This is a genomic window from Mycobacterium sp. MUNTM1, assembly GCF_054660795.1.
Genome location: NZ_BAAGDE010000015.1, coordinates 1 through 25736 on the forward strand (window position 1 = coordinate 1; position 25736 = coordinate 25736).

A 25736-nucleotide genomic window follows, 5' to 3' on the forward strand; every position below is an offset into this window, starting at 1 on the left:
CGGGGGACCGGTCGGCCGGCACGCGCTGATCGGCCGCGCCCGGTTGATGACCCCGGTGCGGGTGATGTTCTTGATCGCGCTGGTGTTCCTGGCGCTCGGCTGGTCGACGAAGGCGGCCTGTCTGCAGAGCACCGGAACCGGGACCGCCGACCAGCGGGTAGCCAACTGGGACAACCAGCGCGCCTATTACGAGCTGTGCTACTCCGACACGGTGCCGCTGTACGGCGCAGAGTTGTTGAGCCAGGGCAAGTTTCCCTACAAGTCGAGCTGGGTCGAGACCGACTCGACCGGTGCCCAGCAGATCCGTTACGACGGCCAGCCGGCGGTGCGCTACATGGAGTATCCGGTGTTGACCGGGATCTATCAGTACGTGTCGATGGCGCTGGCCAAGACCTATACGGCGCTGACCAAGCTCGCCCCGCTCCCGGTGGTGGCCGAGGTGGTGATGTTCTTCGACGTCGCCGCCTTTGGGCTGGCGCTGGCCTGGCTGGCCACCGTCTGGGCGAGCGCCGGCCTGGCGGGGCGGCGGATCTGGGATGCAGCCCTGGTGGCCGCCTCCCCGATACTGATCTTTCAGATATTCACCAACTTCGACGCGCTGGCAACGGCTTTCGCGATGGCCGGGCTGCTGGCCTGGGCGCGGCGAAAACCGGTGCTGGCCGGGGTGCTGATCGGATTGGGTGCCGCCGCGAAGCTGTATCCGTTGCTGTTCCTGGGCCCGATGCTGCTGCTGGGAATCCGGACCGGGCGCCTGCGTGCGTGGGTTCGCACCGCGGTGGCGGCGGGGGTGACCTGGCTGCTGGTGAATTTGCCCGTGCTTGTGTTCTTTCCGCGCGGCTGGTCGGAGTTCTTCCGGCTCAACACCCGTCGCGGCGACGACATGGACTCGGTGTACAACGTCATCAAGTCATTCACCGGCTGGCGGGGGTTCGATCCCAAGCTCGGGTTCTGGCAGCCGCCGACGGTGCTCAACACCGTTGTCGCGGTGCTGTTCGTGGCGTGTTGTGCGGCAATCGCATTCATCGTGCTGACCGCCCCGCAACGGCCACGGGTGGCGCAGCTGCTGTTTCTGGTGGTCGCCGCTTTCCTGCTGACCAACAAGGTGTGGAGCCCGCAGTTCTCGCTGTGGCTGGTGCCGCTGGCGGTGCTCGCACTCCCGCATCGGCGGCTACTGCTGGCGTGGATGACCGTCGACGCGCTGGTGTGGGTGCCGCGGATGTATTACCTGTACGGCAACCCCAACCGTTCGCTGCCCGAACAGTTCTTCACCACCACCGTGCTGCTGCGAGACATCGCGGTTATCATGTTGTGCGCGTTGGTTATTCGCCAGATCTATCGGACCGGTGAGGACTTGGTGCGCTGGGGCGGCCGCGTGGACGATCCGGCGGGAGGGCCCTTCGACCGCGCACCCGACGCGCCGCCCGGCTGGGTGCCGGATTGGTTGCGGCCGGTTGGTTCGCGCCGCTCGAGCGTCCCGGAATCCCACGACGCCGACGAGCAACCCGCGATGGCCAGCGGAGTGGCCCCAGCGCCATGACGCAGGTCGCCATCCCGATCTTCCCGCGATTCACCGCACTCGACGCGGTGGGCCCTTACGAAGTGCTGCAACGCATTCCGTCGATCGACGTCGTGTTCGTCGGGCACCAGCGCGGTGAGGTGCGGACCGAGAACGGAATGCTCGGTGTCAGCTGCGACCTCACCTTCGACGAGGTGGATAAGCCCGACGTGGTGGTGTTCCCCGGCGGCATCGGCACCCGCCAGCTCGTTCATGACGAGGCCGTCCGGGCATGGCTGCAAGCGGTACATCCGAACACCACGTTCACCACCTCGGTGTGCACCGGTGCCCTGCTGCTGGCCGCGGCCGGTCTGCTGGACGGGCTCACCGCCACCACCCACTGGCGGGCCGCCGACCTCCTCAACGGATTGGGTGCCCGCTACGTGCCGGAGCGAGTCGTCGAACATTTGCCGCAGCGGATCATCACCGCGGCCGGGGTGTCCAGCGGCATCGACATGGCCCTGCGTCTGGTGGAGCTGCTCGTCGATCGCGAGGCCGCGCAGGCGGCTCAGCTGCTCGTCGAATACGACCCGCAGCCGCCCTTCGACTCGGGCGCGCTCGCCAGGGCCGATCCCGCGACGGTGGCCCGGGCCGAGGAATACCTGGCTGCCCGGCAGTAGCGAAGTTGCCCAATCGGCCGGATTTTTCTGGTCAGCCCGCTATCCGGTAGCCTGATGCGGTTGCCGACGCAGGCGACCCTCCTGCCACGGAACGTCCGTGGCCGCTTGAGACCAGAGGAGGTGGTGAGGTTTCCATGCGTCCATACGAAATCATGGTCATTCTTGACCCCACGCTCGACGAGCGTACCGTTGCCCCGTCCTTGGAGACGTTCCTCAACGTCGTCCGCAAGGATGGTGGATCCGTCGACAAGGTCGACATCTGGGGCCGGCGCCGTCTGGCCTACGAGATCGCCAAGCACGCCGAAGGCATCTACGTCGTCGTCGACCTGAAGGCCGAGCCGGCGACCGTGTCCGAGCTCGACCGCCAGCTGAGCCTCAACGAGTCGGTACTGCGCACCAAGGTGATGCGCACCGACAAGCACTAACAGCCTTGGCTGCGTCGCGTGCCTCTCGTCGGCGCACCTGCCTAGGCTGTGGAGAGCTCAGCGAAAGTACGCTCATGACACCCATCACCGGAGCGGCGAGGAACAGGTCGGAACGAGGAGGAAATTGTGGCTGGTGACACCACTATCACCGTTGTTGGAAACCTGACCGCCGACCCCGAATTGCGGTTCACCCCGTCGGGTGCCGCCGTCGCGAACTTCACCGTGGCGTCGACACCCCGGATCTATGACCGCCAGAGCGGGGAATGGAAAGACGGTGAGGCGCTGTTCCTGCGGTGCAACATCTGGCGGGAAGCCGCCGAGAATGTCGCGGAAAGCCTCACGCGCGGCGCTCGGGTGATAGTCACAGGCCGGCTCAAGCAACGCTCTTTTGAGACTCGTGAAGGTGAGAAGCGCACCGTCGTCGAGGTCGAGGTCGACGAGATCGGGCCTTCGCTGCGGTATGCCACGGCCAAGGTCAATAAGGCCAGCCGCAGCGGCGGTGGCGGTGGCGGCTTCGGTGGTGGCGGCGGTGGCGGATCGCGCCAACAGGCGGCGCCGGCGACCAGCGCACCCGCGGACGACCCGTGGGGCAGTGCCCCCGCATCGGGCTCGTTCGGCGGCGGGGACGACGAACCGCCCTTCTGATTGAAAAAACTTCAGTAAAAGAGAACGGAAAGAAAAACAGACATGGCCAAGTCCAACAAGCGGCGGCCGGCTCCGGAAAAGCCGGTCAAGGCACGGAAATGTGTCTTCTGCGCCAAGAAGGATCAAGCGATCGACTACAAGGACACCGCGCTGCTGCGTACCTACATCAGCGAGCGCGGCAAGATCCGTGCGCGTCGCGTCACCGGCAATTGCGTGCAGCACCAGCGTGACATCGCCATCGCGGTGAAGAACGCCCGCGAAGTGGCGCTGCTGCCCTTTACCTCCTCGGCGCGATAGTCGCCGCAGGCCTACCGAAAGTACGAAACGATGAAGCTGATTCTGACGGCTGACGTCGACCACCTGGGTGCCGTCGGCGACACGGTCGAGGTCAAGGACGGTTACGGCCGCAACTTCCTGCTCCCGCGCGGGCTGGCGATCGTGGCCTCCCGCGGCGCACAGAAGCAGGCCGACGACATCCGCCGCGCCCGCGAAACCAAGGCCGTCCGCGACCTCGGGCACGCCAACGAACTCAAGACGGCGATCGAGGCGCTCGGCCCGGTCTCGCTGCCGGTGAAGACCGCCGCCGATTCCGGAAAGTTGTTCGGCTCTGTGACGGCCAGCGATGTCGTCGCCGCGATCAAGAAGGCCGGCGGTCCCAACCTGGACAAACGCATCGTGCGCCTGCCGAAATCGCACATCAAGGCCGTCGGGACCCACCCGGTGGCGGTGCACCTGCACCCCGAGGTCGACGTCGAGCTCGCGCTCGAGGTCGTCGCGCAGAGCTAAGCGCCCGACATTTGCTCGCAGCCCGGCGGTGGCCCGATCGGCCGCCGCCGGGCTTCTTGTGCTGCGGGCACGCCGCCGCGCGCCGCTGACAGGGATCGCGGACGTGCTCCCTGGCGAACTATTTCTGGGGTGCATTTCGCCTGGGCGCGTTACCGGCCCGTAACGCTGGGAAAACACGGCGGAAAGCCAACACGCCCGGGGCAGTAACCTGGCCCGACACGCCGTAGAGATTCTTGTCCACACGAATTCCATGCCGTTGTATGGCCGGTATCTGCACTGATGTCCTAGCCCTTTGCATTAATCCACAGGTTCTCCACACCCCGCTCAACACAGGTGTCGACGGATATGCACACACGATGCACAGCTTCATAAACAGCACCCCCTTTGCGTACTAGCCAGCAACGTTTAACGTCGTCCCGGCGCCGGGCGTGCGGGTGCTCCGGGGCGCGCGTTGTCAGCACCTTGACTTACGCTCGATACCGGCTATCGAATGTATGTTCGGATGCGTGAATCAGGGGAGGAGGGAATCCGTGGCGGTCGTCGATGACTTGGCGTCGGGCATGGATTCCTCGCCGCCAAGCGAGGACTTCGGCCGGCAGCCACCGCAGGATCTGGCGGCCGAGCAGGCGGTGCTGGGCGGCATGCTGCTGAGCAAGGACGCCATCGCCGACGTGCTGGAACGGCTGCGGCCCGGCGACTTCTACCGCCCCGCGCATCAGAACGTCTACGACGCGATCCTCGATCTCTACGGGCGTGGCGAGCCAGCCGACGCGGTGACGGTCGCCGCGGAGCTGGACCGCCGGAACCTGCTGCGCCGCATCGGCGGCGCACCGTATCTTCACACGCTGATTTCGACGGTGCCGACCGCAGCCAATGCGAGCTACTACGCGACCATCGTGGCCGAGAAGGCGTTGCTGCGGCGCCTCGTGGAGGCGGGCACGCGGGTCGTGCAGTACGGCTACGCGGGCGCCGAGGGTGCCGACGTGGCCGAGGTGGTCGACCGCGCGCAGGCCGAGATCTACGAGGTGGCCGAGCGCCGGACGTCGGAGGACTTCGTCCCGCTCGAGGATCTGCTGCAGCCGACCATGGACGAGATCGACGCCATCGCGTCGAACGGCGGCGTCGCACGCGGCGTGCCGACCGGCTTCACCGAGCTCGACGAGGTGACCAACGGCCTGCACGCCGGGCAGATGATCATCGTGGCGGCCAGGCCTGGCGTGGGCAAGGCGCTCGCGCTGGACACGCTGCTGCCGACGCCGACCGGCTGGACCACGATGGGTGATCTCGACGTCGGCGATGAGTTGCTCGGAGCCGACGGGCGGCCGACGCGGGTGGTGGCCGCGACCGATGTAATGCTGGGGCGGCCTTGCTACGAGGTCGAATTCTCTGATGGGACCGTGATCGTCGCCGACGCGGCGCATCAATGGCTGACCGAAACACGCGCATCCCGGAAGTCGGCGCAGGCGGCGGCGGTCGGCTACAACAGGTACAAAAATCAGCGGACCTTTGCGGCGGTGCGGACCACGGCCGAGATCGCCGCAAGTCTGCGCTGCCCCGTGCAAGATCGGCGACTGAACCACAGCGTGGTCAATGCGCGCGCGCTCGACCTTCCGGAGCGCGAATTATTGGTTCCGGCATACACTCTCGGCGCTTGGCTGGGCGATGGGACCAGTGCCGCCGCGCAGATCACCACCGCCGATCCCGAAATCGTCATGCGGATCGAAGCGGACGGCATTGTTGCCGTTCCGTCGGAATCCGCCCGGTACCGCTATCAGCTGCGCCTACCGGCTGGCGCTGAGCCCGGCGCGCGCCAGTGCGTGGTATGCGGCAGGTCGTTCATTCCGCAAACCAGTCAAGTACGGACCTGTGGGCGTTCGTGCGGTGGCAGGGCCCGGTTTGTCTCTGCCGCGGTGCCGAGCCCGACGTGCGTTCGCTGCGGCGGACCGTCGGCAGGGCTGCGGTTGTGCCAGAAATGCCACTTCGCCGTGGGCACATTGCAGGCACGCCTGCGGACGATCGGGGTGCTTGGTGACAAGCACATTCCAACGGAATACCTGCGGGCGTCCGAAACGCAGCGGCGTGCCGTGCTCGCCGGTTTGCTCGACACCGACGGAACCGTGACCGCGGGTGGCGCAGTCCAATTTTCAGTCACCAGTCAACGGCTGGCGAGCGACGTCAACGAGCTCATCGTCAGCCTGGGCTATCGCTGCCAAACCTCGACCAAGCGCGTCCCGGGCCGCTGCGAATCGTCCAGCATCGCTTACACCTTGACCTTTTCCACGGACGACAAAGTGTTCGCATTGGAGCGAAAGGCCATAACGCACAAGGAGCGCCGGGCTACAGCGGGTACCTCGCGCTGTGGCTCGCGCTTCATTGTGGACGTGCGCCCGATCGAGTCGGTTGCCGTGCGTTGTGTCGAAGTGGACAACGACAGCCACATGTACCTGGCGGGCAAAGCAATGGTGCCCACGCATAACTCCACGCTGGGACTGGATTTCTTGCGGTCGTGCTCGATCAAGCACCGCATGGCCAGCGTCATCTTCTCGCTGGAGATGAGCAAGTCCGAGATCGTCATGCGGCTGCTGTCGGCGGAGGCGAAGATCAAACTGGCCGACATGCGGTCCGGGCGCATGAGCGACGAAGACTGGACGCGGCTGGCGCGCCGGATGAGCGAAATCAGCGAGGCGCCACTGTATATCGACGACTCGCCGAACCTGACGATGATGGAGATCCGGGCCAAGGCGCGCCGGCTGCGGCAGAAATCCGACCTGCGTCTGGTCGTCGTCGACTATCTGCAGCTGATGTCGTCGGGCAAGAAGGTCGAGTCGCGGCAGCTCGAGGTGTCCGAGTTCTCGCGCCACCTCAAGCTTTTGGCCAAGGAGCTCGAGGTCCCCGTCGTCGCGATCAGCCAGCTCAACCGCGGTCCCGAACAGCGCACTGACAAGAAGCCGATGCTGTCGGACCTTCGTGAGTCGGGATCGCTGGAGCAGGACGCGGACATGGTGATCCTGCTGAATCGGCCGGACGCGTTCGAGCGCGACGACCCGCGCGGGGGAGAGGCGGACTTCATTCTCGCCAAGCACCGCAACGGCCCCACCAAGACGGTGACGGTCGCGCACCAGCTGCACCTGTCGCGGTTCACCAACATGGCGCGGTAAGGAGTGAGGTAGGAGGTGCTGGTGAGTGTAGTACTACCACTCCTTACCTGCGGTGCAACGGTTGCGCGCACCGCCCGGGCGGCATGACGTGATCCAGCCAGCCCGTGGGCGGCACCGTATTCCCCGGCCGGCCCGGGCGTCGCGACTAACACCCCGCTGGGCGGGGGCAGCACAACCTGACGGTCGAACTGGTCGCGTTGGCAACCACGCAGGCAGCATTTGGGTCGGCACCCGCCGTCGGCGGGGCATGCTGCTCGCGGCCGAACGCGGTCGTGCGAGGCGTTTTCAGCGTAGTACCGCGTGGGCGCGCTGCACCGGCGATGCGGCCAGCCACACCGGGATGAGCTAGGCGTCTTCGATGAGCCCGGGTGCGACCCGATGGTCAGCAGCCGAGCTTGCGGCTCGTGCCGCACAGGGGTTCACCGCGCCGCGATCGACGTCAGTGAACGACCCGCGTATGCGTTGCGCGCGATGCATGCGGGTTCGGTGTTGAACCTGAAGGCCCCGCGTCAATCCGGCCCCCGCACGGCGACGGCCGGCGCCGCGATCTCAGACGGCGGAGCCGGACTGGCGGCGGTAGTGCCGGCGTGCTTTGAGCCGGTTGCCGCAACTCGACATCGAGCACCACCGCGCGCTATTGCCCTTGGATCGGTCGATCAAAAACAGGTTGCATTCGGTGTTCGCGCACGCACGCACGCGTCCAGGGGCGTTGGTCTGGAGATAGTCCCATGTCACAACCGCGAGGGCCGCGAGCTCATCGCTGGATGGGGTAGATGACTGCCACTCTATGTGATTGTCGCGGATCATCGGATGGTAATTGACACGCCGCAATGCCGGCGACAGCACCGCTGGGTCGGCGTGACCGCGAATCACTTGCTGCAGCGCATCGCGGGTGCTGCGTAGCAACGCGAAATCGGTTCTCTTAGGAGGATTGTCGGCGTGCTCGGCAATCCAGCGTGCGGCGGATCGGTCATCGCCGAGTTCATCGTGGGACACACCATCAATGACGGGCGTGGTGTTGAGCAAGGCAAGAAAGAACGCCTCGTCGACATCAGTGCGTACCACCACCCTAACCCCCTCCAACGGCTTGACAGGTTAGACTACCACGTGCTTGTCTATAACCGGCAAAACTATTTATGGAGGTTAGACCTGTGGCCGTTCATCATCGTTATCGCACCATCGGTGATCACCAGATCTTCTACCGGGAAGCCGGCCCCAGCGACGGGCCGACAATCGTGCTGCTGCACGGATTTCCGACCGGTTCGTTCATGTATCGCAATCTGATTCCGCTGCTTGCCGACTGGTATCACGTCATCGCACCCGACTTCCTTGGCTACGGGCTCTCTGATGCCCCGACCGTCGAGGAGTTCGACTACTCCTTCGACGCACTGGCCCAGATCACCGCGAAACTGCTCGAGGAACTGGGCGTCGAGAGGTATGCCATCTTTGTGCAGGACTACGGTGCGCCGATCGGTTGGCGGTTGGCGCTGTGGGATCGCGACGCGGTGACAGCCATAATCACCCAGAACGGCAACGGCTATGACGAGGGCTTCATCGCCGAAGGCTGGCAACCGATCTGGGATTATCAGGACGATCCGTCGCCGGAGAATGAGGCGCAGCTGCGACACGCACTGACCATGGAGGCGATCAAGTCCCAATACACCACCGGCGCACCGGATGAGTCTGTGGTAAGCCCAGATACCTGGCACTACGACTACGCACAGCTGTCACGTCCCGGCAACGACCGAGTCCAATTGCAGATGTTCCGCGACTACGCCACCAACCCGCCGCTGTATCCGAAGTTGCATGACTGGTTACGCGACAAGCAGACTCCAGTGCTCGCCGTCTGGGGTAAGCATGATCCTTTTTTCGGACCCGAGGGCGCCTACGCGTTCACCCGCGACACCGCGAGGGCCGAAGTCCATCTGTTCGACGGCGGGCACTTCTTACTCGAAACTGCGCTCGAGGAGGTTGCCGCTGTGGTCAACGACTTCCTGGGCCGAGAATTACGCCGCTGACCCGGTCACAACCGCCCCGCAGCCCGAGGCGGCTGGCGGTGTGAGCCGCGTCTCCGGCGCAGCCAACCGCTGGTCTGACCCACCAAATACGAAGGGAACGTAGAGACATGGTTGAAATCTTTGACCACCGCGGTGATCCCGTCACTCATGGGCGCGCGCACGTTAACGGTATCCGGGTGCACTACGTCACGGCGGGACAGGGAGAGCCACTGCTGTTGCTACATGGAACACCAAAAAACCATTACTACTGGCATAAGCTATTTCCTTTGATCACTGAGCATTTCACCGTAGTGGCACCCGATCTTCGGGGATTCGGCTATACGGACAAGCCGCCGGCATCCGAGGGCTACGACAGCCTGACCAACGCCACAGATCTCGCAGAGCTGATGCGCCACCTAGGTCACAATCAGTTCCATGTACATGGCGAAGACCGGGGCGCAGAATACGGTTACGTCCTCGCCGCGACCCGGCCTGAGATGGTCAAAACGCTGTCGTTCGCCGAAATGTTGCTCTCAGGGCGAGGACTCGAGGAGTGGTCGACCTTCACTCGAGAGCACCTGTCGGCTCAGTACCGCCAGCAAGGGATCTGGTTGTGGCACGTCCCGTTTTTCTGGATGCCGCATCTGCCCGAAATGCTGATCACGGGCCACGAGAAGGAATTTTGGGCATACTGGATCAAAGCCGAAACCTACAATCCCTATTCCATCTCCGATGCCGCCATCGATGAATGGGTTAGCTGCCTCAAGGCGCCGGGCGGATTGCGGGGCTGCTTGGAGAGCTACCGAGCGGGGCTGCGCAACGCGGAGATCAATCGTGAACTCGCGGTCAGCAAGCTCAGTCTTCCGATTCTGACCATCGGCGCTACCGAGTTCTTCGCCCATCTCGTTGAGGACCAAATGCGTGACCTCTGTGCAGGGGCGCGGCGCAGCGCAGTGTTCGACGAGTGCGGCCACAGCTTGGCGCTGGAGGCCGAGCATGCGCTGGCAACAACGTTGCGCGAATTCATGCTCGAAGCTCAACACTGAAGACACTGGCGTACGGGTGGGACCAAGAAACAACGCGTCGTCGGTGAAGTAGCAAGCGATTTCCGCGGTTGCTGGTGGTCGATGGCGTGCTTCCAGCCCTCGATGGGAGTGGGCCGGCACAGCCGGGTTACAACAGATTTAGACGCTTCAGGTCGGCAAGATACTTGTTGATCAGCGCCTCGTCAATGTGCGGAATGCCCTCGTAGCCAACTAAATTCGCGGTTTTGACGGCTTGCTGGAACACCTCCGTGGGCGCCGCAGCCCCGAGCAGGGGCTGCTCGGGGCTGCGATAGGCATGAAGCAGTGGCAGTACGGAGAGTTGGCGTTGCTGTTCGGGCAGTGACCTCAGTCGGGTCTCGAAACGGTCGAGCCATTGCCGGTAGTCCGCGAGCCGGGTGATGGGATGGCCGCTGTGGATCAACCAGTCGACCACAGTGTCGAGCGAGACACCGTCGTCGTGGGGATTCATGACGTCGTAGGAGCGGAATCCGTGATCGGCGTGCGACGTTTGGCGCCCGATTGAGGTAATAGCCTCGGCGACGAAGTCGACTGGTAATCCGTCGTAGTGAGCACGTGGCCGATGCGCGGAAGCGGTGGTGCGGTAGAACGTTTCGGGCGCGATACCGGTGTACAGCAGGCTCAGTAGGAGTCTGGTGAACATATCGGGGACATTGAGTTGGCCCGGGTAGTGAGAGTGGGCAAGAATCATGTCGCAGCGGAAGACGGCTACCGGCAGTGCGCACAGATCGTGCGCCTCGCGCAACAACACCTCGCCGGCCCATTTGCTATTGGCGTATCCATTGGCGTAGTCGCCGTTGATCGGCCTCGTGCTGCTGACCGAACGAATGTCCCCGTCTTCGAGAAATTCTTGGGAATCCACACTCATCGCAACTGCCACTGTCGACAAGTAGTTGACCGCCTTGATGCGATTGGTCAGCGCCAAGCGAATCACTTCGGCGGTCCCAACGACGTTGGGCCCGAACAGTTGCCGGTAGGGCAGTACATGGTTGACCAGCGCGGCGGGGTGCACGATCAAGTCAACCTCGCCGGCAAGGGTGTGCCACGTGTCGACATCGACTCCGAGATCTGGTTCGGCGACGTCACCGGCGAGTACCGTCAAGTGATCGGCGGCCAGAGCGTGATAGCGCTCGGCTAGCTCGGCGTCACCGGCGTACACGGCGTCGAGCCGCTGTCGTGCCTCGGCGTTGTTGCGGCCGCGCACCAGTGCGATCAGGGTGCCCCCGGTTCGGGATTTCTGCGCAAGCCATTGCAGGACCAGGAACCGGCCCAGCCAGCCGGTGGCGCCGGTTAGCAGGACGGTGCCGGGCTCGCCGGTGGCACGGGGCAGTTCCGGTGCGGTGGAAAGCGTTGCGGCGTCGATGAATTTGTCGAGGGTCAAGTCAGCCGCTCGGGCCTCGTGGTCGCCCCCATGCACGGATGACGAACTCGGTCGGGTGGTAACGGCCGAACGGTGTTTAACGATGAAGTTAGCCAGGTCGGCAAGATCGCCGGCCGGGTTGATGATGCGAGCGACGGGGACCTCGATTCCAAAAACGTCGTCGAGGAGATTGGCGAATGTCAACGCCGATAACGAATCCCCGCCGAGATCCAGAAAATGAGTGCCGTGATCGATGTCGCGGGATCCCAAGATGATGGCGGCCGCGTTGACGACGGTCTCGATTGCGGGCCGGCTCGCCGCCAGGTCGCGTAACTGGCGTAACTCGTCGTCGCGCGCTGAATCGATATCGGAATACATCTGTTCGAGTTTGTCTCGGTAGCGCGCTGTCAGGTTGGGGCGCAACAATTTTCCGACCCCCGACAGCAGACCGTTGTCGACAGTGAAGGGCTCGGTTTCGACCAGGATATCCAGGAGAAATTCGTAGGGCTGCAGTTCAGCGGCGGTGGCCGTGCGGTGCAAGGAGGCGGTGAGCGCGGCCTTGAGGGCGTCGGGGTCGGTGTGTTGCTCGGACGTGTGTTGGGTAGGCACGACGACAGCCAGCAAGCCGGAGCGTTCGCTGTTGCCGTACACGAAGACCTGGTTGACCAATGCTGCCCCGGTGTAGATCGCCTCTAGGTTGGCGATAGCGACAAATTCGCCGTGGGCCAGTTTCAGGACATTGTTTCGACGGTCGAGGTAGACCAGATGATCGGGCGCGATCTCGGCCATGACGTCGCCGGTCTTGTAGTACCCCTCGTCGTCGAAGACTTCCGCCGTCGTCTCGGGCCGTTTGAAATAGCCGGGGAACATTGCCGCCGACTTGACCCTTAGCTCTCCGCGTGGGTGCGGCCGATCGGTGGTGAAGTAGCCCAGTTCGGGCACGTCGACGAGTTTGTAGTCGGTGACCGGCGGGCGGACGATCACGCCGTCGCGCGCGACTGCGCCGGCTTCGGTAGAGCCGTAGCCGTCGATGAAGTGTGTGGCGAAGGTGGTGTCCAGGAAGGTGCGCATTTCTGCCGACAGGGGCGCGGTGCTGACGAAACCGGATACGACGCGTCCACCGAGGACCTTCTCGCGCAGCTCGGTATCCGCCTGTCGTCGTGCGGCGGCGGGATCGGCACCTTGACTGATCAACCGCTCCACGCCGTTGCGGTGTCGTTGATAGAGCATCTCAACCACACGGGGTACCAGTCCGAGCGCCGTGGGCCGTACCAGGGCCCAGTCATCAAACAGCGTCGACAAATCGGGTTGTGCGACAAAGTAGTTGGTGCCGCCGGCTTGTACCGAGGAGATCAGCGACAGCCGGCCGACGACGTGGTTGAGCGGCATGAAGTTCACGTTGATCGCCGGGGCGTCGTTGTCAGTCAGAAACGATGATGTCCACAGCCGTGCCACGGCAGCTTCGGTGCTGGCACCGCCCTTTGGTGTACCTGTGGAGCCGGAGGTGTAAAGAATCATGGCCAGCCGGTCGGGTGAGCCGCCGGTGTACGGCTGTACCGAGGGTAATCCGGCGGCGTGCGCGACGACGTCGTCGATGACCTCGACGACTATCTGCGGATTGGTCTGGGCGAGCTGTTCGCGGGCATTCTGCAGCGCCTCACGCTGGGCATCAATTCCGGGCCGGTAGTCAAGAACGACGAGATGGCGCAACGCGTCGTTGTGGTGCGCGGCGGCTGCCACAGCAAGCTCGAGGTAGGTGGCACTCACCGCGATGACCTTCGGTGCGGTTTCGCTGATCATGGGTTGCAGCCGTCCCAACGTAGCGTTGTGCTGCAGGGGAACCGCGACCAATCCCAGGTAGGCACACGCCAAATCGACTACGAAGTAATCAGCGCTGGAGAACCCGATGGTGGCGACGAAGTCGCCCGCGGTGAGCGGTGCGTGGGCGTCGTGCGTCCACGCCGCAGCAAGAGCCCTGACGCGCTGCCAGACCCGCCGATAGGTGATGGTCTCGAACACTGGCAGCAGTGACGCACTCGTGCGCCCCGTCTCCGGGTCGGTGATCAATTCAATCTCCCGCTGACCCAGAGCTGGGCGCTCGCTGTAGCCCTCGAAGAACGTCTGCAGCACCTCAGCAAGTCGAAGGCCCGGTTTCGTGGCGGCCGTGAGCACCGCGGGGTCAGGTCGGGCGGCGCGGAACTGTGCATCGGTGTCGTAGAGCTCAGCGATCCGTCGTTCGCGTCGCTTCGCGAGGTCCGCATCGCCGATGACCAATGGGTGCTCGTGCTGATCAACACCGAGGGGCATGAACTCGCCTACTTTCGTCGATTGACATGCGAACGTAGATGGTTAACGTCCAAGTTAACATGTATATTCCAGGTCCACGATTCGCAATGCAGATCGGCTCAGGCGGGAATGGATTCTCTGATGGCCGGTGTTGCCGCTCGACAGGAACGGCGTGCCGCGGATGCCTGTCGGCTCCGGCCAATCCCGGCCACCAACGCGTTGTCAAGCAACTAGAAAGGAAAAACGAGATGACCGCCGATACCGATATTTCCAGCCTCGCCCATGACGCGGATCCCGCCGCGAAGAAGGCGTTTAACGCCAACGTACTGGCGCAGTTTCGAGCCAACCATGGCCAGATCATCAGCGGTCCCTTGGCAGGACTACCGAGTCTGATCCTGCACACTGTGGGGGCCAAATCGGGAAACCCCGTCGAGACACCACTTTTCAGATTCGATCACAACGACAGGCGTTACGTCATCGCGGCATTCGCCGGCAGCCCGGTCAACCCCGCCTGGGCGCACAACCTGTGGGCTCACCCGAGCGTCGTCGTGGAGGTCGCCGACGAAACATACGATGCGACGGCACGTGAGCTGCCTCGGCAAGAGCGCGATGCGTTGTGGCCATTCTTGATTGAGCAGAATCCCAGCTTCACCGACTATCAGGAGCAGACGAAGAGAACCATCCCGATCTTCGAACTCCAGCGCAGTACAGCATAGTGAGAACGACGAACGGCGGCCGCGGCCTGCAATCGCGGCCGTTGGCCGACATTGCTCATCGCCACCGAGCCGCGCCGCAACCGTTGAAATTGGACCGGCACCTCTATCGTAGATTCGATACGTCTACAATCGGGCGGTGAGGTTACCTCAGAGCACCGAATGGGCGCTGCACTGCTGCTGGTTGCTTGCGCAAAGCGACGGTACGCCGTTGGCGCGGCGTCGGCTCGCCGAATTCTTCGACCTGCCCGAACCGTACCTGGCCAAGGTGCTCAAATCACTGGTCAACGCTGGCGTGCTGGAGTCGGTCCCAGGGGTGGCCGGCGGCTACCGGCTGTCGCGGCCCGCAGCCAAGATTCGGGTGCTCGACGTGGTGGAGGCGCTCAGCGGCGGCGAACGCGGATTCCGCTGCGCCGAGATTCGTCAACGCGGGCCGGTCGGGTTGACGAAAACGCAATGCCGGACGCCGTGCCGCATCGCCTCGGTGATGTCCGACGCCGAAGCCGCGTACCGGGCTTCGCTGGCCTCGACCACGATCGGCGATCTCGTCGCCGATACCGCCAAACCGTCGGCAGAGCGCGTAGTTCGCTGGCTGGGGCCTCATGCCCGCGCGGAGTTACAGCCCAAGGCCGGCACGCGCGCACCGGCCCGCAGCCGCAGCAAGTCGCGCCGGTAGGACGCCGAGCGGCGATCAGCTGCCGTCTGAAAAGGCCAAGTCATGATTTGCGGCCTGACGGTTGAGAGGTGCTGAAAAATGGATACGCACGTGGGACAAATCGCTGTGGACACGACGCGAGACAAACTGCGTTAGCGCAGGTCAGAGCTCCGCAATTGGACAGTGGATTTGAGAACCTAATGGGAACCGATCGGCGTGCCGTTGACGGGCTTGAGCCTTTGTTGCGGGGAGGCTGATCACCGAGCCGCCGGCCGGTGAGCACTCGTGAGATGTCTACAGTGACGTAGGTAGAAGCTCCATCGTGTTCGACCCGTGACGCTCGCTGGGTCGGCAAGCGGGTCGGACGCATGGTCCCGGCGGGTCGGCAGCCTCCGGTGTCGCCGCGGCGGTCCGTCATAAGCGCAGGGACCCCATTAACCCAGTGGCAGAAGATTTTCCAACACTCGCTTGCCAAGTCCGCCCATCCGAGCTATATAGAAATGTATGCCGCACGGCATAGATAATCGATGGGGACAACCAGATAGATGGGAGTGTTGGAGGTGACGGCCATGTTGATGCGTAGCGATCCGTTTCGTGACCTCGATCGCTTCACTCAGCAGGTGTCGGGTACCGCGGCGCATCCCGCGGTGATGCCGATGGATGCCTGGCGCGACGGCGAGCAGTTCGTCGTCGAATTCGATCTGCCGGGAATCGACGAACAATCGCTGGACCTCGATATCGAACGGAATGTGGTGACGGTGCGAGCAAAACGCCCCGACGTCGACCCACGCCGGGAGATGCTGGCAACCGAACGGGTGCGGGGGGTGTTCAGCCGACAGTTGGTGCTCGGCGACAATCTCGACACCGACCAGATCGATGCGTCCTATGACGCGGGGGTTCTGCGCTTGCGCATCCCGGTAGCTGAGAAAGCCAAGCCACGCCGGATCGCGGTCAAGCGCGAGGACAGGCAGCACGCCGCCATCAGCGCGTAGATCGGCTGGTTCGATGCTGGAAGGCGGGTTCGTGATGACGCACTGCAGCGCCGGGGCGGCGGTGACGCCCCGCACGGTCACCGAGGTTTTCGCAGTCGGGCCGGCCGCGCTCCTGCTGGACGAGAGCCCAGAATTGTCCGGATTATTCGCTGAGGTCGACGCCATCTTGCGCGATGCGACGGCCAGCCTGCATCGTCCGCCCCCATCGCGCCAAGTGGTCGGTTGCGCTTTGGCCGCGCCCCGGTCACCTGGTCGGTCCTCAACGGTATGTCTGCGGCCCTGGAGTGCGCCTGCGACCGACGTGCGTGCCGTGCAGCGCAGCCCTCCGCGAGCCACATGTGCGACAACTGGCGACCCAACTTAGAGGAAGGCAGGTGATGGCATCACAACGAGGATGACCGGGCCAGTCCGCCGGCCGGGCAATACCGTGGGCGCTACCTGAATCCCGATGGGGAAGAGGCATGCCACCGCCACAGCCAGGCGACTCGTTTCCGGGGCGGGCGGCCCGCCCTCACATAATCCAGCCACGGTGTCGTCGAAGCTGAAAACCGCTGCTAATCAGTGTTATTCGCAGATAGACAAGGAAGGGGTAGCCGTGATCGCACAAGCAATCCGCAACGGCGCGCTGCGCGGACATTCGGGCGCGCTGCGCAGCTTTCTCCCGGTAGAGGCAGACCCTGCCGACTGGGCCGAACAACAACAGTCGGTTCCGCTGCCCGACGACGAATATCCCCACGCTCGCGGTGACCACCGCGTCTGGTAGGTGCGTGACCGGAGCGCGGTGACTCGCTGAGGGCGCTGGGGCTGCACGGTAGTCAATGGCGGGGATAAGGTCACGTGCAAGGCCACTCCGAACGCGTGCTAGTGAAGAGCATCGCTGCAACGAAATTACCTGCGGGACAGAGTATTGTGTGCAATTGCCGCGGGGAGTAGCGTGAGGTTCCAACAGCACGAGGCCGCCAGGACCCTAGCTAAGTGGGCACACCGTGGAACAATCGGAGCTAACCAGCCTCATAGGCCTGCGAGACGGCGATGGGAATCGAATCCATCTCGTCCGCGTGAATCGTCCCAGCGGGACGGGCGGCTACGTGCTCAGGGTCGGGACGGGGAAAGTGTTCCTGAGTGCCGGCGATCTTGCCAGGCTCAACCACGTCATCCGGTTCGAGCTACATTCGGCGCACCGGATCCATTTATTGCATTGGGCGATCCAGCTACTGATCTTGTGCGCACTGGCATGGCTCCTCGCATACGGCCCCACCGGGCCGCTGTTCGTCTACCCCTGGTCCTACTGAGGCCACCGCCCATCAAGCACGGATTACGCTGCGGGCAAACGCTTCTGGAGCGTCTTCGCGCTTTCTTAGAAGATCGCGGCCAGCTGCCCGCGCATTCTATGGTCAATTGAAGCAGCAGCTAGGCCGAAATGGCAGGCACGACCATCCACATACCGTTCAGGCCGAAGAATTCGAGATGTGTGGCGACGCTATAGTCGGTGCGTGTTGCCTACCTATGATCGCGATTCATGACCGAAGGACCACCAGGACCGGCGTCGGCGCAGGCACAGGCGGGCGAGATCGCCCCGCTCGATGTCGTCGGCTCCGGAGTCCTTCCCCCGGTGGATGCGCGAGTGCGCCGACTTTTTTGGCTGCTCGAGCGGGTCGCGCCCTCTCTGGGATCGCGGTGGGCAGTCGAGTTATGGTGTACCCCACCGGTTCTCGAGTCGAGCCTGCGCATGCCGCCGGGCGTGTCCCCGGGCAGGCCGATAGAAGCCTATTGGGATGGCCATCGGATCGCTGGTGAGGAATGGGGCGAGGGGCGGCCGATATACCTGGTACACGGTTGGGGCGGACAGCGCGCGCATTTGGCGGTGTTCGTCAAACCGCTGGTGGAGGCGGGGTATCGGGTCATTGCATTCGACTTGCCTAGTCACAACGAATCTGATCCGGGTGCGCTTGCGCCCGGGCGTACCACGTCCATCGAGTGTGCCGACGCCGTTGCGGCGATGATCGAGGCCCACGGGCCCGCCCACGCGGTGGTAGCTCACTCACTCGGAGCGAATGCGGCTGCAATGGCGGCGGCGAAGGGCGCACCCGTCGGGCGCTTCGTCTTCTTGGCGCCCATGGGCGATTTCCCGCTCTATCTCGACCTGTTCGCCGCACGCCACGGCTTCGGCCGCCGGATCCGCGCGGGCCTGCATCGGCGTCTGGAAGAACGAATCGCCATGCCACTGCCGGAAACGAACATGACGCGGATCGGTCGACGAGCCAACTACCCGCCGCTGCTGCTGATCCATGACCCCGACGACCCAGACAGCCCCTATGCCGCAAGTGAGCGGCTCGCATCGTCATGGCAAGGCGCACGATTAATGACCACGCGCGGGCTCGGCCGACTCGCTCATTACCGAATCCTGCGCCACCGCCCCGCTATTCGCGCTGGGCTAGAGTTCATCGACGACCAAACAGCTGAAAGTTGATCGCAGGCGCCGTTACAGTCAGCGGAAGCGGATGTTCAACGTCGCCAGGCCAAAGATCTTGCGGCCGGCCGACTTTGCGCCGACGATCACGACTCCGGTGCGGGTTTCGGGGTCCAGCGACTTGATCCGGCCGCTGTATTCGATGTCGGCACCCTCGGTGGCCGACACGATCACGGGCTGCGACAGCCGCACCGCGTAGCGGGTGACCGCACCGGGATCGCCCGACCATGCGGAGCCGAATCCGGCGCCCAGCGCCATGGTGAGCATGCCGTGCGCGATCACGTCGGGCTGCCCCGCCAGTTTGGCGAGGTTCTCGTCCCAATGAAGCGGGTTGGCGTCGCAGGCCACGCCGGAGTAGTTCACCAGGTCGCCGCGCGACAGTCGGGCGTGGTGCACCGGTAACTCGTCGCCGACCTTAACCTCATCGAAGGACGGTGTCCCCGGGGTGCGCGTCGTGCCTCCCTGGGCGATTCGAACCTCGTCCGCCGGCCGCACCGTCTTCTGATAGTCCACTTCGGAGTAGTCGATTCCGGCGAGGTTCACGTCGTGCATCATCACTTGCTGCGCGACGGTCCTGATCGCCGGATCGACATCCTCGGCGGTGACGCCGACGACGGTGGTGTGCAGGGTGTGTACCCGCTCGCCGGCGGTGTCGGTGAATGTATTGGTCACGGTGATCAAGTCCCTGCCGGCGATCCTGCGCACCGATGACAGTTCGACGTCAATGCGCAGTTCGTCGCCGGCCACGATCGGTCGGTGCTGCTCAAAGACTTCCTCGGTCTGCAGATACATCTCGTAGCCGATGACCACCGATTCGAACAAGTGGCGGTTGGCTGCCATAGCCGGGGCCGATGTGAACGTCAGCGGAGCCACCAGGTCCGGATATCCCAGTTCAGCCGCGGCGGCGAGTTTCCAGTGCGCAGGGTGGTAGTCCTGCACGGCACGGGCGAACTCGCGCAATTTCTCGCGGCCGACCTGGTAAGTGTCGTCGATCTGGTAGTAGTGGCCGACCCGCGATTCGAGCGCCGACGTTTCTGCTGCTGCTGTCATGAGTTGCCAACTTTTCTATCGGCCTGTTCACGGATGCCGACCCACGCACACTAACGTGCCGATACCAGGCCACCGGAGGGGCCAAGCGCTGCGCCGCCGCTTCCGCTGACCGGCACTTGCGCAGAGGCAATGGTGATGACGATATCGGCCCCGCTTAGCAGGGGATCCGGCCTTTTGCAGCCGACTTCAGAAAGCCATGTGGTAGCAGACCCACAGCAACGGGCCGACCAAGATCAGAGCCAGCAGGGTAAGACTGCCGATCAGCCGCCACGCAATCGTCGAGCGAAAGATTACGGCCGTCACCGCCGAGGCTGTCGCAAGGACTGTCAACGCGGCGGCGATGACGATTTCGGTGCGCGCCGACTGCACCGTATGGCCTCCATCCGCGGCAAAGCACCAAGTCGAAGGGTGCGCCGTTGATCTCAGTTGGCCAGCTGATCACGCGGTGGATACCTGGTCATGACACCGTGCTCATGTGCGAGCGGAACCGTCGACGAGTCAGTCACGCCTGGCCGGCCGGTTCCACTCCTGGTGTGCGGCGTTCGTCGCGCGGATGCCGCTGGGGCTGGGGGCATACGTGGCGCCGACGTTTGTCGGCTTCTGTGTGATCAACGGCTTCACCTTCGGCGTTGATCTGACGATCCTCACGGGTTTGCGTGGTGCGCTCGGCCTTCCGGTGCCGATCGCGGTCACGTGTGCCTACGTCTGCGCGTTCACGCTCAGTTACGTCCTCAATCGCATGTTCAATTTCCGGTCCCACGCACCCGTGGGGCCGCAGGTCGTGACCTACGTCGTGGTGGTGGCCGTCAACTACCTGGCTTTCATCCTCGGGGTGACCACCGCGCTGACCGCCATCGGAGTGCAGTATCAGCTCTCGCGGCTGGGGGCGGGCATGTGTGAAGCGGTGTACATGTACAGCGCGATGAGGTGGGTGGTCTTCCGCCCGTGATCCGCGCGTCGGACCGCACTTGTTGGCCGAGGTGTAGCCGGTGCGTGACCTTCTCGCGACGGCGACGAAGGACGCTCGACACGTGACGGTATTCGCGGTCATCGCCGCGCTCGCGACAGCTGGCTGCATCGGCTATTACTTCGGACGACGCGCGGCTTCGGCACCGCAGAGCTGGAAGAAGCGAACGAGCCGGGTTGCGCTGAGTAGGCAGGCCATCAACCTGCTCGCGATGATCACCGCGCGCCGGATCCAGCAGCGCCTCCGGGCCGAACGCATCGTCTCCGACGTGGCCGCCAGATACGGGCTGAGAGTAGTTGCGCCCCGCCAATTTCGACGCGGCGGCATGGTGCGGTTGCGTTCCTATTAAGGTGCACTGACGTGGCTGCACTTCAGGGCAAAGTGGCGTTGGTGACCGGAGCGTCGTCGGGCCTGGGCGCCGAAACGGCAAAGTTGTTTTACCGCGAGGGCGCAACGGTTTTCGGCATCGGCCGTGACACCGGACGCTTGACCGACGTCTTCGCCGATATCGAACGTGGCGGATTCGCGTCGGTAGACATCGGATCGGTGCTGGCCTGCCGGGACGCGGTCGAGCAGTGCGTCCGTGACTTCGGCGGCCTGGACATCCTCGTCAACGTTGCGGGACGCCACCAGATGCGCCGGACGGAGTCGATGACCGACGACGACTGGGACCAGGACCTCGCGGTCAACCTCAATGGGCCGTTCTACCTGTGCAGGGCGGCGCTGCCGCACCTGCTGCAACGCGGCGGAAACATCGTCAACGTCAGCTCCATCGCCGGAGTCGAGGGGCAGGCGTATTCGGCCGGTTACTGTGCCGCCAAGCACGGCCTGATCGGCCTCACCCGTGCGCTGGCGGTGGAGTACACCGCAGATCGGTTGCGGGTCAACGCGGTCTGCCCCGGCGGCATGCTTACGCCGCAGATCGAACAGTTCAGCGCGCCAGACGATCCCAACTACGACCTGATCATGCGCACGGCGTCGCCGCGCGGAATGATGCAACCCCTCGACGTCGCCAGCGTGATCGCCTTCCTCGCCAGCGACGCCGCGGCCGCGGTCCACGGCGCCGTCTACCGGGTCGACAACGGCAAAGGCGCCGGTTAGGAACCGCCGGCCGCTGCCCTTTACCCGACCAGCGCGTCGAACATGAGCGCGGTGCCGGCGGCGGTGAACGCTTGATACACCGGTTCCCACCGCATCACCGGCGCGGTGGTCGGCGCCCGCGCCGTCCGGCGTCCGCCGACGATGCGGTAGGCCCAATACAGGGCCACCGCGGCGAATCCCACCATCCCGATCCAGTTCGCCGCGGTAACCCAGGAGAAGCCGGCCGAGCCCGGGGGCATCTCGTGTGAGGGCTGCTTCATGCCAGGCATGTCCATCACCGCCGAATCCGGTTGCGAGCGCAGGTGTGTGGAAACGGCCGGCGCAGCCCCGCTCATCAGCGCGTACATCCACGCCATCGCCGCCATCGTCACCGCGTAGTAGCAGGTCTTCAATCGCTGGTGCGATGCCGACGAGGCCCAGACGGCAACGCCCACAAACCAGACGCAGGATAGGAGAAAAAAGACGGTCGGACCCAGTGCGGGCAGGTCGAGCCCCACGCGCCACACCATCAAAACCATCAGGACCGACATCGTCAGGTGCAGCAGGTGAGTGATCCGGCTCGTCCACCGGTCATGTTGCGCGACAGCGACATACGCGTACATGGCGACGCTCGCGCCGAACAGTACGGTGACCGTCCAGCGCAGCGCCGGTTCGCCGATCATGGCATGCAACATCGTGACCCGACGAACACCGTCCACGCTTCGCCCATGACGGAAAGCGTACCCCTACGGGGTATTTGAGCCAACCATGGTCGAGGGAGTCGGCGCAAGACCGGAAACCCCCAGCCTGTGCACCGGGCCAAAATAACGGTTCGGGCACGTTTCCATCACCTCCCGACACGTCGTGCGGCACCACGCTTCTCGTGGCCGACAATTCGGGGCATGACGCAATCGCGGGAGTCCGACGATGGCGCGTGAATTCTCGCGGCAGACGTTTCTGCGGGGCGCTGTCGGAGCGTTGGCCACCGGGGCCGTCCTCGGCGCACCCCGAGCCGCCGCCGATCCGAGGGCTACCGGTTGGGAGGGTCTGTCCACCGCCCTCGGCGGGAAGGTCTTGCTTCCCGACAACCCCCAATTCGCCGGGGCCAAACAGGTTTTCAACACCAACTACAACGGACTGACGCCCGCGGCGGTGGTTACGCCGACGTCGGCGGCCGACGTGCAGAAGGCGATGGCCTTCGCGGCCGCCCACAACCTCAAGGTCGCCCCGCGCAGCGGCGGGCACTCCTACATCGGCGCGTCGACCGCCAACGGCGCCATGGTGCTGGACCTGCGCCAGCTGCCCGGGGACGCCAATTACGACGCCGCCACCGGGCAGGTGACGGTGACGCCGGCGACGAGCCTGTACACGATGCACCGGACACTGGCCGCGGTTGGTCGCGGTGTCCCGACCGGTACGTGTCCGTCGGTCGGTGCAGCGGGGCACGCGCTCGGCGGCGGCATGGGAGCCCAGTCCCGGCACGCCGGGCTGCTCTGCGATCAGTTGACGTCGGCGTCGGTGGTGCTGCCCAGCGGCCAGGCGGTCACCGCGTCCGCCGCCAGCAACCCGGACCTGTTCTGGGCATTGCGCGGCGGCGGTGGCGGCAACTTCGGCGTGACGACCTCGCTCACCTTCGCCACGTTCCCCACCAAGGACGTCGACGTCGTCAATCTCAACTTCCCGCCGCAGTCGTTCGCGCAGGTCCTCGTCGGTTGGCAGAACTGGCTACGCACCGCCGACCGCAACAGCTGGGCGTTGGCGGACGCCACCGTCGACCCGATGGGCGTGCATTGCCGCATCCTGGCCACCTGCCCGGCCGGGTCGGGTAGCAGCGCTGCGGCCGCGATCACCCAGGCGGTGGGGCTGCAGCCGTCGGGTACCGAGAGCCACACCTTCAACTACATGGACTTGGTGAATTATCTGGCCGTCGGCAACCTCAACCCCTCACCGCTCGGGTACGTCGGAGGATCCGACGTCTTCGCGACTGTCGATGCGGGCGTGGCGCAGGGCATCGCCGCGGCGGTCAATGCCTTTCCCCGCGGTGCCGGCCGAATGCTGGCCATCATGCACGCTATGGACGGCGCTCTGGCCGCGGTGGCGCCGACTGCCACCGCCTTTCCATGGCGCCGGCAGTCGGCGCTGGTGCAGTGGTATGTGGAGACCGGCGATCCCGCGGCCGCGACGAACTGGCTCAACACGGCACATCAAGCGGTGCAACGGTATTCGGTCGGCGGCTACGTGAACTACGTCGAGGCCAACCAGCCGGCGTCGCGTTACTTCGGCCCGAACCTGTCCCGGCTGAGCGCCGTACGGCAGAAATACGATCCCGGCCGCGTCATGTTCTCGGGGCTGAACTACTAAGCGCCGACCACCCGATGGTTAGACCGGCTTCGCACGGGGTACTTCCAGTATGTCTGTGGCGAGTTAAGGGGTTGGCGAATGGCAATCGAGCACGGTCGTGCACGGTGCCCGCGCTGCATGGCGTGGGCGCAGTACCGGTTTCTTGAGCGCGATGGCGACAAGCTCGAGTATCAGGTGCATTGCGACGCGTGCGGGAACCTGTACTCCGAGGTGACCGTCGCGTCGACGGTGACCACGCCCGCCGCCTGAACGGCTCGCCCGCCTCACGTTCCGCGCCGAGGTCGCGGGCGCGGCCTGCTACGTTACGGAACTGCCCCCTGGTGTAAGGTCTGCACCGCGAGCCAAGACGCCCCCACTCCGGAGCAGCGCCTAGCGCGCGCAACGCCGTGCGAAACGCGTTGAAAGGGGCGGCGTGAACGAGGTATTGGCGCGAGCTGGCATCTTCCAGGGGATCGCTCCCGACGCGGTTGATGCGTTGGCTCGCCACCTGCAGCACGTATCGTTCCCGCGCCGGCGCACCGTCTTCGTGGAGGGCGAGCTCGGTGACGACCTTTACGTCATCCTGTCGGGCTCGGTGAAGATCCGTCATCAGACCACCGACGGTCGTGAAACCGTCTTTGCGGTGCTGGGCCCCGGGGACGTGTTCGGTGAGCTTGCGCTGTTCGATCCCGGCCCGCGCACCTCCACGGTGATCACCCTGACCGAGGTGGAAGCGGTGCGGATGGACCGCCGCGCGTTGCGGACCTGGATCGTCGAACGCCCCGAAATCGCCGAGCAGCTGTTGCGGGTGTTGGCACGGCGCCTTCGCCACACCAACAACACGCTGTGCGACCTGATCTTCACCGATGTCCCCGCCCGGGTGGCCAAGCAAGTTCTCGATCTGGCAATGCGATTCGGCACCACCACCGGGGGCTCGGTCCTGGTCGAGCACCACCTCACGCAGAAGGAACTAGCGCAACTCGTGGGGTCCTCGCGTGAAACGGTCAACAAGGCGTTATCGGATTTCACCCAACGCGGGTGGATCCGGCAACAGGGCAGGGCCCTCATCATCGACCAACCCGCGAAGTTGGCCAGGCGCGCAAGGGCTTAACGCCCTGGGCGGCCCAAGGGCACGGGCGCCGGCATCAGCACGATGGTCCACGCGTCCGGGTCGAGAAAGGCGATCGCACCGTTGCGGCCCCACCACGGGTTGTCGAGCGCGACCTCCACGGCTCCCGCGTCGCGGCACCTGGTCGCGACGGCTTGCTACGCGGTGGTCGAGTCGAAGTAGAAGACCAGCAGGTTCTCCCGCGTGGGCGCGGTTCCGTCGATGCCGTCACGATGGGCCACGAATTCGATGTTGTATTGATCGCCGGGCAGGCCGAACATGACGACCGACCATTCATCGTCATCCGCGACATCCAGTTGAGGCAAACCCAATACGTCCCTGTAGAACTCGACAACGTGTTCCAGCCGGGCCGTGGGGCGGGCCATCCGTACCTGCACGGCGGGTAACGCCGCCGGCCACGAACCGACGCTGGGCCTCTCAGACATCTCACCCCTTTCTCGAACG

27 protein-coding genes and 1 pseudogene are annotated in these 25736 nt (G+C 64.5%); 21 read left to right on the forward strand and 7 right to left on the reverse strand.

Annotated elements, in window-relative coordinates:
- The 7 genes from ACYQ8K_RS10825 to dnaB all read left to right on the forward strand — a co-directional run.
- On the forward strand, nt 1–1537 hold a 1537-nt coding region (locus ACYQ8K_RS10825), incomplete at its 5' end, for a glycosyltransferase family 87 protein (RefSeq protein WP_459968721.1).
- Entirely contained in the window at nt 1534–2175 is a 642-nt protein-coding gene (locus ACYQ8K_RS10830; protein ID WP_459968723.1) for a DJ-1/PfpI family protein, read from the forward strand. The genes ACYQ8K_RS10825 and ACYQ8K_RS10830, both read left to right, overlap by 4 nt.
- A gap of 134 nt (nt 2176–2309) precedes the next feature.
- Nucleotides 2310–2600 (forward strand): 30S ribosomal protein S6, encoded by a 291-nt coding sequence (gene rpsF / locus ACYQ8K_RS10835; RefSeq protein ID WP_007771721.1) that lies wholly within the window; start codon nt 2310–2312, stop codon nt 2598–2600.
- A gap of 126 nt (nt 2601–2726) precedes the next feature.
- A complete protein-coding gene (locus ACYQ8K_RS10840; RefSeq protein WP_459968727.1) occupies nt 2727–3245 on the forward strand; it encodes a single-stranded DNA-binding protein in 519 nt (172 codons plus the stop codon).
- A gap of 42 nt (nt 3246–3287) precedes the next feature.
- Nucleotides 3288–3542, forward strand: a complete 255-nt coding sequence (gene rpsR, locus ACYQ8K_RS10845) for a 30S ribosomal protein S18 (protein WP_003874730.1) — start codon at nt 3288–3290, stop codon at nt 3540–3542.
- 30 nt (nt 3543–3572) lie between these two features.
- A complete protein-coding gene (rplI, locus tag ACYQ8K_RS10850) occupies nt 3573–4031 on the forward strand; it encodes a 50S ribosomal protein L9 (RefSeq protein WP_459968729.1) in 459 nt (152 codons plus the stop codon).
- A 530-nt stretch (nt 4032–4561) separates the two neighbouring features.
- Entirely contained in the window at nt 4562–7189 is a 2628-nt protein-coding gene (dnaB, locus tag ACYQ8K_RS10855) for a replicative DNA helicase (RefSeq protein WP_459968731.1), read from the forward strand.
- Nucleotides 7190–7738: 549 nt separating this feature from the next.
- Here the strand turns inward: dnaB and ACYQ8K_RS10860 are convergent.
- Nucleotides 7739–8257 (reverse strand): CGNR zinc finger domain-containing protein, encoded by a 519-nt coding sequence (locus tag ACYQ8K_RS10860; RefSeq protein WP_459968733.1) that lies wholly within the window; start codon nt 8255–8257, stop codon nt 7739–7741.
- An 83-nt stretch (nt 8258–8340) separates the two neighbouring features.
- Between ACYQ8K_RS10860 and ACYQ8K_RS10865 the strand changes: the two genes are divergently transcribed.
- Together ACYQ8K_RS10865 and ACYQ8K_RS10870 are read left to right on the forward strand one after the other, a co-directional pair.
- Complete coding sequence (locus ACYQ8K_RS10865) at nt 8341–9207, forward strand: alpha/beta fold hydrolase (RefSeq protein WP_459968735.1); 867 nt, start codon at nt 8341–8343, stop codon at nt 9205–9207.
- 107 nt (nt 9208–9314) lie between these two features.
- Nucleotides 9315–10232, forward strand: coding sequence for an alpha/beta fold hydrolase (locus ACYQ8K_RS10870; protein ID WP_459968737.1), 918 nt, complete (start codon nt 9315–9317; stop codon nt 10230–10232).
- Nucleotides 10233–10359: 127 nt separating this feature from the next.
- Here ACYQ8K_RS10870 and car read toward each other — a convergent pair whose 3' ends face one another.
- A complete protein-coding gene (car, locus tag ACYQ8K_RS10875) occupies nt 10360–13917 on the reverse strand; it encodes a carboxylic acid reductase (RefSeq protein WP_459968739.1) in 3558 nt (1185 codons plus the stop codon).
- Between the two features lie 227 nt (nt 13918–14144).
- On the opposite strand from car, the gene ACYQ8K_RS10880 reads away from it, so the two are divergent.
- From ACYQ8K_RS10880 to ACYQ8K_RS10905, 6 genes are all read left to right on the forward strand, one after another.
- Nucleotides 14145–14612 carry a nitroreductase/quinone reductase family protein gene (locus tag ACYQ8K_RS10880; protein ID WP_459968740.1) on the forward strand — a complete coding sequence of 156 codons (468 nt, stop codon included), beginning with the start codon at nt 14145–14147 and terminating at the stop codon, nt 14610–14612.
- Between the two features lie 136 nt (nt 14613–14748).
- The gene (locus ACYQ8K_RS10885) at nt 14749–15285 is read left to right on the forward strand and encodes an RrF2 family transcriptional regulator (RefSeq protein WP_459968742.1); all 537 of its coding nucleotides are present in this window, start codon (nt 14749–14751) and stop codon (nt 15283–15285) included.
- 548 nt (nt 15286–15833) lie between these two features.
- Complete coding sequence (locus ACYQ8K_RS10890) at nt 15834–16256, forward strand: Hsp20/alpha crystallin family protein (protein ID WP_459968744.1); 423 nt, start codon at nt 15834–15836, stop codon at nt 16254–16256.
- A gap of 529 nt (nt 16257–16785) precedes the next feature.
- Nucleotides 16786–17019, forward strand: a complete 234-nt coding sequence (locus ACYQ8K_RS10895) for a hypothetical protein (protein WP_459968746.1) — start codon at nt 16786–16788, stop codon at nt 17017–17019.
- Nucleotides 17020–17314: 295 nt separating this feature from the next.
- Entirely contained in the window at nt 17315–17548 is a 234-nt protein-coding gene (locus ACYQ8K_RS10900) for a hypothetical protein (RefSeq protein ID WP_459968748.1), read from the forward strand.
- Between the two features lie 227 nt (nt 17549–17775).
- On the forward strand, nt 17776–18726 hold the full coding sequence (locus ACYQ8K_RS10905; protein ID WP_459968750.1) for an alpha/beta fold hydrolase: 951 nt from the start codon (nt 17776–17778) through the stop codon (nt 18724–18726).
- Between the two features lie 18 nt (nt 18727–18744).
- Here ACYQ8K_RS10905 and ACYQ8K_RS10910 read toward each other — a convergent pair whose 3' ends face one another.
- Entirely contained in the window at nt 18745–19776 is a 1032-nt protein-coding gene (locus tag ACYQ8K_RS10910) for a fused (3R)-hydroxyacyl-ACP dehydratase subunits HadA/HadB (RefSeq protein WP_459968752.1), read from the reverse strand.
- 186 nt (nt 19777–19962) lie between these two features.
- Nucleotides 19963–20145, reverse strand: coding sequence for a hypothetical protein (locus ACYQ8K_RS10915; protein ID WP_459968754.1), 183 nt, complete (start codon nt 20143–20145; stop codon nt 19963–19965).
- 106 nt (nt 20146–20251) lie between these two features.
- Here ACYQ8K_RS10915 and ACYQ8K_RS10920 point away from each other — a divergent pair, with 106 nt between their 5' ends.
- From ACYQ8K_RS10920 to ACYQ8K_RS10930, 3 genes are all read left to right on the forward strand, one after another.
- Nucleotides 20252–20725: a GtrA family protein gene (locus ACYQ8K_RS10920; RefSeq protein WP_459968756.1), complete on the forward strand. Its 474-nt coding sequence runs from the start codon at nt 20252–20254 to the stop codon at nt 20723–20725.
- A gap of 82 nt (nt 20726–20807) precedes the next feature.
- Nucleotides 20808–21092 (forward strand): hypothetical protein, encoded by a 285-nt coding sequence (locus ACYQ8K_RS10925; RefSeq protein ID WP_459968901.1) that lies wholly within the window; start codon nt 20808–20810, stop codon nt 21090–21092.
- An 11-nt stretch (nt 21093–21103) separates the two neighbouring features.
- Nucleotides 21104–21844 (forward strand): SDR family NAD(P)-dependent oxidoreductase, encoded by a 741-nt coding sequence (locus tag ACYQ8K_RS10930; RefSeq protein WP_459968758.1) that lies wholly within the window; start codon nt 21104–21106, stop codon nt 21842–21844.
- 20 nt (nt 21845–21864) lie between these two features.
- Here ACYQ8K_RS10930 and ACYQ8K_RS10935 read toward each other — a convergent pair whose 3' ends face one another.
- Complete coding sequence (locus tag ACYQ8K_RS10935; protein ID WP_459968760.1) at nt 21865–22506, reverse strand: DUF5134 domain-containing protein; 642 nt, start codon at nt 22504–22506, stop codon at nt 21865–21867.
- A gap of 244 nt (nt 22507–22750) precedes the next feature.
- Between ACYQ8K_RS10935 and ACYQ8K_RS10940 the strand changes: the two genes are divergently transcribed.
- The 3 genes from ACYQ8K_RS10940 (at nt 22751) to ACYQ8K_RS10950 (ending at nt 25274) form a co-directional block, all read left to right on the forward strand.
- Complete coding sequence (locus tag ACYQ8K_RS10940) at nt 22751–24184, forward strand: FAD-binding oxidoreductase (protein WP_459968762.1); 1434 nt, start codon at nt 22751–22753, stop codon at nt 24182–24184.
- A gap of 78 nt (nt 24185–24262) precedes the next feature.
- Nucleotides 24263–24433, forward strand: a complete 171-nt coding sequence (locus ACYQ8K_RS10945; RefSeq protein ID WP_459968929.1) for a hypothetical protein — start codon at nt 24263–24265, stop codon at nt 24431–24433.
- Between the two features lie 163 nt (nt 24434–24596).
- On the forward strand, nt 24597–25274 hold the full coding sequence (locus ACYQ8K_RS10950) for a Crp/Fnr family transcriptional regulator (protein WP_459968764.1): 678 nt from the start codon (nt 24597–24599) through the stop codon (nt 25272–25274).
- On the opposite strand, the pseudogene ACYQ8K_RS10955 reads toward ACYQ8K_RS10950, so the two are convergent.
- Both ACYQ8K_RS10955 and ACYQ8K_RS10960 read right to left on the reverse strand, forming a co-directional pair.
- Nucleotides 25271–25417, reverse strand: a pseudogene (locus ACYQ8K_RS10955) (VOC family protein); the annotation flags it as partial. The gene ACYQ8K_RS10950 and the pseudogene ACYQ8K_RS10955 sit on opposite strands and share 4 nt — an antisense overlap.
- A 12-nt stretch (nt 25418–25429) precedes the next feature.
- Nucleotides 25430–25717, reverse strand: coding sequence for a VOC family protein (locus tag ACYQ8K_RS10960; RefSeq protein ID WP_459968766.1), 288 nt, complete (start codon nt 25715–25717; stop codon nt 25430–25432).
- Nucleotides 25718–25736: the final 19 nt, after the last annotated feature.

Bases quoted from the DNA above. Each gene is read 5' to 3' on its own strand.
- ACYQ8K_RS10830 (WP_459968723.1), top strand. From the start codon at position 1,534: ATGACGCAGGTCGCCATCCCGATCTTCCCGCGATTCACCGCACTCGAC.
- rpsF (WP_007771721.1), top strand. From the start codon at position 2,310: ATGCGTCCATACGAAATCATGGTCATTCTTGACCCCACGCTCGACGAG.
- rpsR (WP_003874730.1), top strand. From the start codon at position 3,288: ATGGCCAAGTCCAACAAGCGGCGGCCGGCTCCGGAAAAGCCGGTCAAG.
- rplI (WP_459968729.1), top strand. From the start codon at position 3,573: ATGAAGCTGATTCTGACGGCTGACGTCGACCACCTGGGTGCCGTCGGC.
- ACYQ8K_RS10870 (WP_459968737.1), top strand. From the start codon at position 9,315: ATGGTTGAAATCTTTGACCACCGCGGTGATCCCGTCACTCATGGGCGC.
- car (WP_459968739.1), bottom strand. From the start codon at position 13,917: ATGCCCCTCGGTGTTGATCAGCACGAGCACCCATTGGTCATCGGCGAT.
- ACYQ8K_RS10880 (WP_459968740.1), top strand. From the start codon at position 14,145: ATGACCGCCGATACCGATATTTCCAGCCTCGCCCATGACGCGGATCCC.
- ACYQ8K_RS10890 (WP_459968744.1), top strand. From the start codon at position 15,834: ATGTTGATGCGTAGCGATCCGTTTCGTGACCTCGATCGCTTCACTCAG.
- ACYQ8K_RS10905 (WP_459968750.1), top strand. From the start codon at position 17,776: ATGACCGAAGGACCACCAGGACCGGCGTCGGCGCAGGCACAGGCGGGC.
- ACYQ8K_RS10910 (WP_459968752.1), bottom strand. From the start codon at position 19,776: ATGACAGCAGCAGCAGAAACGTCGGCGCTCGAATCGCGGGTCGGCCAC.
- ACYQ8K_RS10935 (WP_459968760.1), bottom strand. From the start codon at position 22,506: ATGATCGGCGAACCGGCGCTGCGCTGGACGGTCACCGTACTGTTCGGC.
- ACYQ8K_RS10940 (WP_459968762.1), top strand. From the start codon at position 22,751: ATGGCGCGTGAATTCTCGCGGCAGACGTTTCTGCGGGGCGCTGTCGGA.
- ACYQ8K_RS10945 (WP_459968929.1), top strand. From the start codon at position 24,263: ATGGCAATCGAGCACGGTCGTGCACGGTGCCCGCGCTGCATGGCGTGG.
- ACYQ8K_RS10960 (WP_459968766.1), bottom strand. From the start codon at position 25,717: ATGTCTGAGAGGCCCAGCGTCGGTTCGTGGCCGGCGGCGTTACCCGCC.